General features: G+C 43.9%; 1 protein-coding gene (cut by a window edge). It reads right to left on the bottom strand.

Annotated features, from left to right (window positions below):
- The coding region annotated (locus HRU23_17585; GenBank protein ID NRA55953.1) for an LEPR-XLL domain-containing protein crosses the window boundary (this coding region is incomplete at its 3' end): on the bottom strand, positions 1 to 13,138 show 13,138 of its 36,140 nt. 23,002 nt of the annotated region lie beyond the right edge of the window.

Genomic DNA, 13,138 nt, shown 5'->3' with positions numbered 1-13,138 from the left:
CTTTGACCAAAACCACCGGTCGCGCCAGTCACTTCAATCCCTAAATCTTGCGCTTTTAAATCTGTCTCCCCCGTGCCGCTGTCTATTATGCTATGAGCAATCAGGCTGATGTTACCAGTATTCGTCGCTAAACTGCCCAGTGATAAATCACCCGTTAACGCGTAACGGATATCACCATTGATGGTCGTTACTGTCGCGCCATCGCTCATGGTCACATCACCAACAACCTCAACATCAATATCTCCAGTTGTGCTGCTGATGTTACCCGCTGTATGCGTTAAGCCCGTTGCTGCAAGTAACGTGATATCACCTGCTTGCGCATCAATACCGCTATGTAAGCTAATTGCACCGGCAATCGCTTGTAAACGTACATTACCAGCGCTTGTTACGCTGTGTAATGCTGTCACTGAGCCGCCGTTAAGCACTAAATCACCCAACGTGGTTGTTATTACCACTGCACCATTAGCGCTGGTCGTAATGTCTTCACTGGTTGAAGATAAATTAGCCGCTAATGAGGTTGTATCAACACGCTGTACTGCAACGGTCACATCACCAACCACAAGACCATTGGTGTCAGTGATAAACAGACCTGCACCGCCAGCACTGGCCGCAACCGTAGTCACTGCCGTATTGAAGACATTTGCACTGCTGCCCACGCCGTTACCGGCACTTAATATCAGGCCGTTCGCGCTAATTAAGCTGCCACCGTCTAAATCTTGAAGGTCATTGCCCGCAATAAGTGCCACGTTGCCGTTACCGGCAGTAATCAGGTCACTAGTTACTGTGCCTGTCGTTGCTTCAATGCGGATATCGCCGTTATTTGTGCTTATCGTCGTGCCATTCGCTTGGGTCATATCACGTGTGGCTAGCAAGTCTATCGTTTGGCCCGCGCCCATCTGACTAATGTTGGCATTAATCAATAAGTCACGACCCGCATATAAGCTTGAGTGACCTGCGGTATTGATGATGCCGCCATTGATGGTCAAGTCAGAGTCTGCACCCTGCGCTGCAATACGTAAGTTACCCGCTGCACTTATCATGCCCGTTACCGTAATAGCACCAGTCTCTGATGTCAGTACCAAGTTGGCGCCACTGACCACATTGTCTTGTGTGCCATCAACCGAGGTTGAACCGCTTATCGTGCCATCAGTTTTCACTAAGGCAGTTATCACAGCCGTCGAGGCTAGGTTTAACGCTGTTTGCTCGCTAAGATATAAGCTACCAGTTGTCGCGAGCGCACTTAAGGTCGCTGACTCGAGCGTTAACGGCTTATTATCCTGAGCGATGCTCGCCGCGGCTTGTAAACGTAAATTATTTGAATAAATATCAACTGAGCTATTATCAGCACTGCCTGCATCAACGATAGAACCCGTTGTGCTGATGATGCTGACATTGCCCCAGCTATTTTGCGTAGTCAGTGTATTGCCACTTTTATCAGCCGATGAACGAGCATCTAACTGACCCAGTGTAATAGTGCCTGTTGATGCGATGCGGATTTCGCCAGTGTTTGTGCTAAAGATCGTGCCATCAGCCATGGTGAGCGTATTGTCGGTGCCGGTCACTTGAACATTAATATCGCCGCTGATCCCGCCATTGCCCGTTGTGATATCTGCTGCATCAGCAAAATTCAGCGGGCCATTGGCTAAGAGACTAATGTGCCCCGTCTCTGTGGTAATACTTTGATTAACATTCAAGCCACCTGCTTGCGCGTCAAGGCGAATATTGCTGTTACCAGCAAGGCTGATAGCCTGCTCGACAATTAAATCGCCCGCTTTATTAAGAACAACCACATCATCATTGCTGTCATTGCTGACATCCGCTATCACAGACAAACCTGACAAGCTGGTGCCAGCGACGGTAGCTGCTGCGCTGCCGTTGGTTGCAACCTGATTAACAATAATGTCGGTGACAGTACCTAGAGTTAGCGCCGTCGCCTCGGTGACATAAATACCACCGTCAGCAACCTGAGCTGCAACAGTCGCCACTTCGGTTTCAAGGTGATCAACCGCCTCACCAATATTAAGTGCTGCTGAGAGAGATAAGCTATTGGCATAAACATCAACCAGGTTATCGCCGTTGGTTGCCGCATCCGTAATGGTGCCATTGCCAGCAACCAGCGCAACCGCGCCCCAGCCCGCTTGGCCAGTTAATGCCGCGGGTGTCGCGCTGCGGTCGCTATCCGATCTCACATCGATTAAACCAACGGTCACATGTGTGCCCGCATCTAAGCGGACATTACCCGCATTGGTACGAACGGTCGCGTTGGCCGCCATGGTGACCGCGCCAGCTGACGCCAGCAATTGAATGGTTTGATTAGCCAGTAACGTGCTAACGACCATATCCGTCGAACCATTGCCTAAAATGAGTTCACCGGCAGCAAAGATACTTAACGAGCCGTTGGTCGATTCAATATTGTCATTTAGGGTGACATCACTGCCAGCGCCTTGGGCATCAATCAATAAATTGCCTGAGGTACCCTGTAATAGAATTTTACCATGGCCAGTCAAGCTACCGTTACCGAGTGTAATAACGGCATCACTGCCAATACCCGATAAACTCAGTCCGCTACTTAGAATCTCTAGCGCTGTACTTTCAGCCAGGAATAAACCACCACTGACCGTATTGGTTGCGGTTAAGCCACCAATTTGCGAGGTTAACGCTTCAGTAGCAGTACCGATCCCCGATTCAGCCGCTAAGCGAACGGTTGCCGTTTCACCGGCCAGGTTATGCGTGCCGCTGTAGCCGCTAATCGCTCGAATATAACCCACTTGGCCAACGCCAGTACCGGCCGTATTACCAGCGGTCATGGTGATAGCCGTTTGGGCATTAACACTGCTTAAGCTAATATTTTGGCCAGCGCTATAAATCACCGAACCCGTGTCTGCATCAGTTAAGGTGCCATCAGCCATCACGATATCGGTATCAGCAGTAAAGCTGATCAAACCGCCATCACTTAACACATTGCCACCTTGGGCGATGTCAGCCGATTGCGAGGTCAACGTGATATTGCCTGCGTCCGTGGCACTGATGACTCCTGCTAACGCATTGCTTATTTGGCCATCGGCCAATAACGTAATCGCGCCAGTCGTGGTGGTTATCTCATGATTAACCGTAATCGTTTGGCCATCATCAAGACGTTTATAAGTGACTGATGATGGATCGTCACCTGATTGATTAGCGGTTGATGAGGCAACCAATAAAATGTCGCCCGTGCCAGCCGTGGTGATACCTGCGCCGCCATTAGCTGCTGATAACACAACAATATCGCCAAAATCGGTACTTAGCGTGATACTGCTATCTTTGGTCACATCCGTTTGCCATAAGCGTTTAATCGCAACGTCGCTGGTTAAATCTCTTGAGTCTGTCGTCGAATCATACGCTTGGGTATGGATAGTAATATCACCATCACCGGTATTAATGGCATCGAGGGTGTTCATCGCCGTCCACAACAGCGTGATACCGTCTTGGGCTGATGCCACTATATTGTCGGCAATAATTAATTCGTCACTAACACCATCGCCAGTCGCATTTTCTTGCGTGATAATACCCGATTGAGAATATAGCGTGATATCTGACAGTGCGCTGTAATTCGCATTGCTCGCTTCAATGGTATTTCTAACCGTGATGTTATTCACTGCATCGAAGCTAATATCACCTAATACCTGCAGGGTATAACTGGCATTGCTATAATCTTCGACCGTAATATTATTACCATAAACCTCAAGGCTATCACGTAAGGTTGGCTGCTCAGCTTGGTTAATCGCACCAACGCGCACATTGCCAGCATTCGCTAATGCATGACCAGTCCCTGAGTCTTGATGGCCTAAAATAATCTTGGTAAAACCATCGGCAAATGATTGAATTTCTGTGTTATCAATATTAAGGGTATTTGAACTGACACTTGATGGCGGTGTGCCTAACTCAATATTTAAGCTAATCGTTGATGGTCTGATGGTTAACGTGCCAGTACCAACAATTGATTCTTGGCCACCTTTTAAGCTAACTTCGTCTCCTTCAAGCAGTATGTTACCGCCGCCATTAAGATTGATACCTTTTTCGAAAACAACGTGCGCCGCGCCATAAATAAGCAAGTCGCCGCCATTATTAATGGTCACCGCTTGGTTAAATGTCACGGTGCCTTCAGCATAAATGATTAAATCACCGTCCATCGTCACTTCACTGTGGAAAGTCACGTTATCAGGGTTATTCCCATTAACCCCGACAATGGTCAATTTCTCTAGCGCGTCGGTATTACCAACCGTGCCGTAAATCACTACATTATCTGGTGCAACTAGTCTTAATTCATCAGCAATGCCATCGCCATTACCATTTAAGGTATGCCCAGAGTTAGTCCCTAATTGCATTTGACCTGAGCCATCAGAGCCCGCGGTAATCACGATAGGGTTGGTCACAGCAGCGCCGGTGATAACGATAGAGTCATCAACTAATATGTTGGCGTCAGCGGTTGTGTTAGCGGAGTAATACGCAGTATGGCCGGAACCGTCAATCAACAGCGACGAATCACCGGTTAAGATTAAATCAGAGTTAATATAAATCTTACCGCCTAGTGCTTTATTGCGAAGTACTAGGTTGTCGGTAAACACCACGTCCTGACTGGTTTGTGTTTCATCACCGATATAGATATTACTGCTAACATTATAATCTCCGATAACGATGGCACTGAAACCATCTTGCAACTGTGCCAGTTCTGAGTTTTCAATATGTAACAGCTCACTCTCAACAAAACTACTGTCGCTCGTTAGCTCGCCGATTAAGATATCACGATCAACATCAATTGGTTTAACGGCCAATATGGCGCCAGAAGAACGTAAAGCTTCGGTGATGTTTAGCTGATTCGACACAATAACAATGTCTTCACCACCAGCATCAACAGAAGCTGCAATCGTTTGATTACCTCTTAAGGTTTTTATATCGGTACTGCCGCCTTTGGTTCCTGTTGTCTTCGAAACTTCAACAGCAGGAACTTCATCTGTTGTCTTCGAATCTTCAACAACAGAAACTTCACCTGTTGCTACAACAGAAATATTTTGTCGCTCACTACTCGACAGCGTTAACTCAGCCACATCAACGACTATAGCCATTGGGCTGTAGGTGAATCCGGTTACGTTTTGACCAATATTATCTTTTACAGTAATGACTAATTGGCCTTGAGTTTGAATATAAGCACCATTAGCTGCACGTAACACTTGATCATTTGCAAGATGGTTTACGATTTCGTAATCTTCAATTTTGGCGGTACGGATTTCGCCTGTCGCCTGATTAACCGTAAAGTTACCATTAGCCAATGCCCATTCTATTTCAGCATCAAAGCTTGTATCAGATAAACGCCAATCAGAATTGGTTGAGATGTTTTGATCATTTAATACAGAGCCTGCGGGGGTCGCTAGACGAATGTCGCCCAAACCATTAACCCTAATTCCTGCGCCTAAGATTAAATCACCGCCTTCGGCAGTAATATTGACAGAGTTATCTTCTGCCGTTGTCGTTGTTACATCAGCTTGAAGGTTTATCGACGCGCTAGTTCCTGCTGCATATATGAATACAGATTCCGTCGTTGCAGTGATACCACTACCATTAATCGTGATAGCACCATCGATAGTACTGATGTTAGTTTCACCCGCCGCGCTCTGCTGAACCTGACTAATGGTTAAGGCCAACTTATTTTCAAGTTCAATGTTGCCAGTCGCTTCAATTGTGCCCGTTGTTTTAATATTGCGAACATCTAGGCTAGCAACATTAATTTCTAAGGCATCACCAGAGCCGATACCAGCAAGACTGGTCATAACTAAGTTAGCATTAGCCGCATTGATATCTAACTGGCCATCACCTGTATCAACAATCGCACCATTGGTTGCCGTAATTGTAAAGTCACCAACGTAAGATGAGCTTATTTTACCTAACTTGATATCGTTATTAGCCATTAACGTTACCTGGCCAGCACCAGCATTGACCACAGTTTGATCATTCATGGTTAATGCACCAGAACCAGCATTTAAACTTACCGTACCTCCAGTTGACGTAATTTCCACCTCATCAGACAAGTTCAAGCCATCAGCAGCAGACATATTAATGTTGCCAATATCAGAGTTAATAGTTTGATTAACTGAAATAGCGCCACTAGTGGTTGATAGCGATAAGTCAGAATCTGTTGCCAAATTCAAGGTGCTATTGATAGTAATAGCACCCGTTGAACTTAGGGTAATTTCTTTACCGCCATTGCTCATCTCTTCAACGACTACAGCGCCAGTATTAGATAAAGTAATAACACCAGCCGTTGTAGTTACGCTCAATTTATCGGTATTAATAACACCAGTAACATCACCACCCGCGACGATTGTCATATTAGACATCGCTGCTGCGGTTGGATTTAAGAAGGTCACTTTGCCTGTTGCATTGATCGTGACATTACCACCCGATCCCGTGAAGGCATTAATCGTTAGATCACCATCGATGTTAAGTAATAAATCTCCACCATCCATTGTTAACGTATTAATGACAACACTGCCTTGCTGGGTCACACTAACATCGCCAGCACCTGACATATCAATATTAAGGTTGTTAACTTTACTGGTTACAGCGACACTATCTTGCGAGGTCAATGTCAGTGTATTGGCGGTTATCGTACCACCTAATGCAATACCACCAGTGCTTGACGTTAAATTAACTGCGCCATTTCCAACATTGATTTCCTCAACAACGACCAAGTCATTGCCAGCAGAAAGCACAATTGTTTCTCCTGGGTTAGTCGGTAATGCAACCACTGATAAAGCACCTGTAGCTTCAAGAGCAAAGTTACCTGCGCCACGAACAGGCAAGATTAAGACATAGTCACCGTCAATCTTAGTCGACGCAATCGTACCAACATCAGCTTCAGCAGACAGGCTAAACGCGGTGTTTGCCACATCGGCTGTTAGCTCAAGTGTTTTGGCCGAGACATTAGATGTTGCCGTTGCAACACCTGCATCATTAATTTTCGATACTAGGCTTGCTAATATCGCTGACCAGCTCGATCCACTAGCAGAATAGGCCACACTATTAATAGTAACAGTGTAAGTGAATGTATCTTTTGCTTCGCCAGAGAAAACAACGTTAGAGACTTGCTTTTGCAGACTACCAGCAGCTTGTGAGTCTGCCGTCGCTACAGTGCCATCTTGCTCCGTCACAACGGTTCGATTTACCACAAGGTCAGTTTGAGTAAAGGATGTATTGATTACATCCGCCGTCACCGTTAGGCCACCATTGGTATTGCTGGCGGTTAATTTAGCAGACAAGGTTGGATTAGTATTTATTACCGTAACAAGTTTGTTAACGATAGCATTGGCATCATTACCAGCAGTGGCCGATACACTTAACGCAATACCGTCTATCACAATATTAAAGACATCACCTTCAATAACAGCTGAAGATGGATTTAGTTGAGTCATGCGAACTTCTGTTGCGCTGATGCCAGCATCGGTCACTACTGAGGTGCTTGTTGCAGACTCTGTAAACTGACCTGCCCAATCGATAGTAAACGGCGTATTGTTAGCCGTGCCTGTGATTATCATCATACCAGTGGCATCAGTCGTTACTGTAAAATCATCAGCTTCGAGTAGCTGCTCAAGACGATTGAATACTTCAGCTGCGGTATATGTAGTAGTAGTCGTAGTCTCATCAGGATTAGTAGTAATAACGGTAGCGCTTGCTGTATAAGTCTTACCATCAATCGTGACTTGATACGAATCAAGGGCATTAATATCTTGATTGAATGCAAGCAACGATACTTGCTTTTGAGTGTTTGTTGCAGCTTGAAGCTGCAAACTTTCACTGCTATTGGTAACAGCAACGCCATTATTTGTTAATTGCTGAGAAAACAATGTCTGTAAATCAACAATGCTTACGTTAGCCGTTAATTGCGCATGTTTAACATCAACATTAGTTACCGATGTAAAGCGACCCTTATCAGCTATTGCAGTGAGTGTTAATGTTCGCGCTGTTGAATTAATTTCAACAGTAACAGTTGCAGAGTGAGCGCTGCTAATTTGCGTTTCAAAGCTGCTAAGTATCTCGTTCCATGTCGGCGTAGTATCCGCTGTGTAGGTATAGTTAGAACCTAGCGCGCTTAAGCTATAGGTATAACCAGCTAGCGGAGTCACATCCTCAAATGTGACGATGTCGACCTGTGGTGCATCAGCTGGTGTAGAGCTACTAACAGGGCTAGAGACTGCTCCGGCTACGCTAGCCGGAGTTGCTGTGCTGCCGTAAATTGTATAGGTTTGGCCATTAAAGGTGGTTTGATACACCGTATCATTGCTAACAGTATCTGCTTTACCTGCCGCACTGCTAAAGTTAAATTCTTTATTGGCGCTATTGGCTGTTAACGTTAAGCTACGTGTGGTGGTATTAACGACTACATCCGCTGTATCGAACAAACCATGGTTGTTAACAATCGCTGTTTTTAGACCAGATAAAACTTCGGTCCATGTTGCATTTTCATCAGCACTAAATTGTATTGTGATCGGCGCATAAACTTGGCTGTTATTGGTCGTATTAGTAACTGCACTAAAGTTAACGGTGTAAACTCCGTTATTGAACAGCGCTGCATTTTCAAAGGTTATGTTAGATACTTGAGCTTGTAAGTTGCCAGCGGCTTCAAGTAAGGCATTAGTGCGAAGTAAATCAGCAGAAACATCAAGATGTTCAGTTTCAATCACTGTAGCAGTGTTAAAAGTGAATGCTGAATTTTCAGCCCCGGTAACAGAGATATTTAAGTTCGAAACATCCACTGTTGCATTAACAATTGAGCTTGCTTGGGTCAGTGTATGGCCAAATGCATTTAACAAACTTGTCCAGTCAGCCGTAACAACAGCACCATTAACCGTATCACCTACAGCAACCGTCACTGACGTTCCAGCCACGCTGACGCTTAATGATGTTCCCGCTACCGGCGTGTAAGAATTACTGAAGCTAATTTTACTAATTTGAGCTTGGTTGTTACCAGCTTGTGTCGTCGTACTCGTATCACCCGTTGCGCCAGCGCCACCAGATGTCGCTAAACCGCTTTCTGTTTGACTAGTTTTTCCAGTTTTAACACTGATGCCTGACTTGGTCGTGCGGGTTTCAATTTGGCTATCGCTGCCAATATCTTGTGCTGATTTAAGCTCTTTAAAGCTAGCTGTACCTTCGCCCTGTTTTAACGTTATGCTATAAGCAAAGGCATCGGCATCAGTATTATCATAAGCTAAAGACGATAACACCTGCGGTGCGCCGCTAGTTTGGTTGACATAATTTTTCCAATTATCATCAGAATTTTGGTCCGTTCCCGCGATAACATTAATCGCTGGTAATTCTGCGATAGTGAATTTTGCATCAAGTATAATATTGCCAGCGGTTTTTTCAGCACCTTGGATCGTAGCCGCTTCAATCCGGTCAATATATAAGTTTTGTCCGGCACTGATCGTAATGTCATCACCTGACGCGATATTTTGAACATCACGAGCCCATAAGTTGCCACCAGCCGCAATATTAATTGCACCATCGTTGGCACGAACCGATTTAACAAATAGTGAATCCGCTTCATTAATCGTAATAGAGCCACTTAACGTTGAGTTAGCCGTGATAGAGCCAACGAGGGTATTAATATCAATATCACCATTAATAGCGCCGTTAGCGGTAACAGCTAAATCGTCAGCAATAAATACCGATGCGCCGTCCATTGTTAACGACGTTGCTTGTACCTGCATATTGTTAATTGCACCAACAATACCGCCAGTAACGGTTAAAGTTCCCTCAACATCTAACGTGACATTTTGTGCTGAATCATAATTATCAAGGCCACCAATAAAGCCACTTAACACCCAGTTACTGGTTAAACCAACATAAATATCTTCCTTAGCACGTAGGTCAAAATAAGCTGCATCAAGCGATGTACTTTTGATATTAATGTAACCGGTATTTTGTTCTACCACTGTTTTATCAGATGTTTTATTGACATCAACGACTGATGATAATGTGGCAGCGCCCTTTGCGGTAATAATAACGGTGCCGATCTGGTTGTTATCTTTACCTGTAATATCACCAGTCACAATTACACTTTTATTTGAAATTAATTCCAAATGATCTTTTACTGTAATAGTACCGTCTAAAGATAATACTTCTCCCGACTCAATAATAATTGAATCTGACGTTAAGTCGCCTGGTAACAAGCCTGATTGGTTCCCCAAAATGTCAACTGTGCCATTAGTATTAAATGTAGTTGGTGTTGTACCAAATAAGAACTTCTCTCCTGCGCGGTATTCCATTGACTCCGATGCATTAAAGAATTGATACAGATCGACCGTGCCATTAACCGCGCTAAAACCAATGCCTTTTCCATGATTGATACCATAGCTATTAGTGACTGGATTTTTCACTTGAATATCGCCAAATTGACTTTCAAGACGAACATATTGTCCTTGAACTAACGCCGAATTTGTAACCAACAGATTATTTTCTGCGATAATTTCTACACGGCCGTTGCTAGCGATACTAGTTTTTGCATTAAGTACTTTAAGACCGACGGTTTTTTCTAAATGACCATCAAACTCAGTGAGTAAAATATCACCACTATCAGTCTCGGCATTAAGCTCATTTAAGGCTACTTCTAAACCAAAAATTCCAGTACTCGCACTAACATTAAGACGCTTAGCCACAATATCTACCGCTAAGTCAGCGCTGCCCTCAATTACAGAGCCCGTGGTAGAAGTCAGATTAACAATACCGGCTGAAGCAACCGATGTAAGCGTTATATCGTTACTGTATTCAAAGGTAAACGCTGTATTTTTCACACCAGTTACCGTAATTTCTTTCGTTAACTGATCAACAGTAGCAGAGACTATTGATGCGGATTCGACCAGGGAGTGGCCTAATGCATTTAACAAACTCTCCCAGTTAGCTGTAACAATTAAACCGTTAACCGTATCCCCCACTGCTACCGTTACTGGTTCGCCAGCAACATTTACACTCAATGATGTTGTAGCCACAGGAACGTAAGATTCACTAAAACTAATTTTGCTAATCTGCCCCTGATCAATTCCTGCTTGAGTCGTCGTACTGATTTCCTCAGTACTCCCGTTCTCTATAGCACGAGTTTCTCCTTCTTCAAGATAAACCCCTGCCACCAGTGAATTAACTGCTATATCACCAATTGCTTCAATAGTTACATCTCGTGCATCTTTGTTTGAAGCAAGTAAAATACTGTCAACTGTTACCGAACCTGCCGCAGCTAACGTAAAGCTGCCATCAAGTAATTTAGTATCAAAAACGGTTAAGCTGCGAGTGTCTTGCTTTAGCGTTACGTCTCCAGCAACTGTAGTGTTAATACTTACAGCATTAACTTCAGTATTAATATCTATGGGCGCCATGGCATTGATGATTAACTGATCAGCCACAATATTATCTGATCCAACAGAACTACGCGATACCTTACCTTGGGCGCTAATATTTATATCGCCACGCTCGGTCGTTGTTAAGGTACCAATAGATATATCCGCATTTATCGTACTGTCAGAATTGGTATCAAAGGTGGTTAGGTTGATATCATTACGATCGGATGTGCCAGTTGCTTTGACACTAGTTACCGTCAACGCGCCAAAGTTAGTAATGCTTATCGCACCATCTGCTGCTATCACATTACTTAGGGTTAAATTGCCCTGATTGACTAATGAAATATCACCAGAACCTAGCAGCGTTAAATCAACCGTCGTGACATTGCTATTGGCTGTTAGGGTGTTATCTGCGATAACTGATAACTTGTGAGCCGTTATTAGACCTTGTATGTTGACTAAGTTTCCATCTATCAATGTTTGTGAAACTGTTTGTTCAAAGCGTCCTTCTATCGCTGAGATGTTCACATTTGACAACGCACCACCAGCCGTTAACGCCGATTGATCAAGCGTAATATTACCGCCGTAAGTCCCTGCCGTTAACTGAATTAGACTGTCATTTGATGTCGTTACTAGGCTAGCGTGTAAGTTGGCATCGATACCGCCAAATTGACTTACTGACTCTCCTGCTTTTAAATCAATTAAATCATCGGCGATGATCGCCGCTTTTAATGATATTTCACCACCAGCAGTCGCTGTAACAGACAGCGTATTGGTTGTGTCTGATGAGTCTTGCGTGCCAATTTCACCGGCAATAGTCATCGCTTGTGCCGAGTCTAGTGTAATAGTAGCAGCGCTTAAGAAGGCCGAATCAGCCAACACTAAATTATTATTTGTTTGTAAACTCAACTCATTGCCCGCCACCAATTTGGCTTGAGAAGCAATTGCTGCATCATCGGGTAAGATGCCTGAGACAGTTAAGTTATCGTTACTATTAATGGTTAAATTATTTTCTGCACTCAATAAACCACTAACGGTTGATTTACCACCAGCATTGATGGTGATATTACTGGCTTCAATAGAATTATCATTAAATTTTGCACCAGTTCCAGTTATCGTTTTTTCACCTACCACAGTACGATTGACAATTCCGGTGGTCGTTGTCTGGCGAGTTTCCCATACAGTTTGTGACTCTGAACTCTCAACCAACTGCTCTTGAGTTATCTCAGCGTAAATAGGACGATAGTCAAAACGATCATCAGACTGATACGTTATGTTGTACTCTAGCTGAATTCGCTGATCGTAAATATTGTGTAAGTCTGATTTCCACTCATAGGTATAATCTTTAAAGGATTCTGTAACTTTAACTTCTATTTGATCACGGTAACGTACCCAATAATCTTTATTATCTCGTTCGGTCCAGCCTTTTTCGTCAGTTTTTGATCTTGTTTCCACGTCATCATGTTGACTAATAAGAGTTAAAACTGTACCCCAACTTTTCCTTGTTTTCTTATCATCAGTCCAACTCCATGAAGAATAACTATAGCTATTTACATAACCTAAATAATTAGTTGTGTAAGCAGTCCAATATTTGAAACCAGCAGCGTTCTCTTGGTGAGAGCTCTCACTTAGCTTAGTTAAACTCGCAGTATCATATGCCAAGGCATCAAAGTACTGATTATCTGCAGTTATATTGTTAGTAAAATAGGTGCTTTTAAGCCCTTGATATACACCGTCTTTATACCAAGTAGCGCTAGGAGCGACTGTCGATGTAA

This window comes from Gammaproteobacteria bacterium, assembly GCA_013214945.1.
In the GTDB taxonomy this organism is placed as follows: domain Bacteria; phylum Pseudomonadota; class Gammaproteobacteria; order Enterobacterales; family Psychrobiaceae; genus Psychrobium.
The sequence above is the reverse complement of the archived record's forward strand: the minus strand, read 5'-3'. Positions and strand labels throughout refer to the sequence as shown.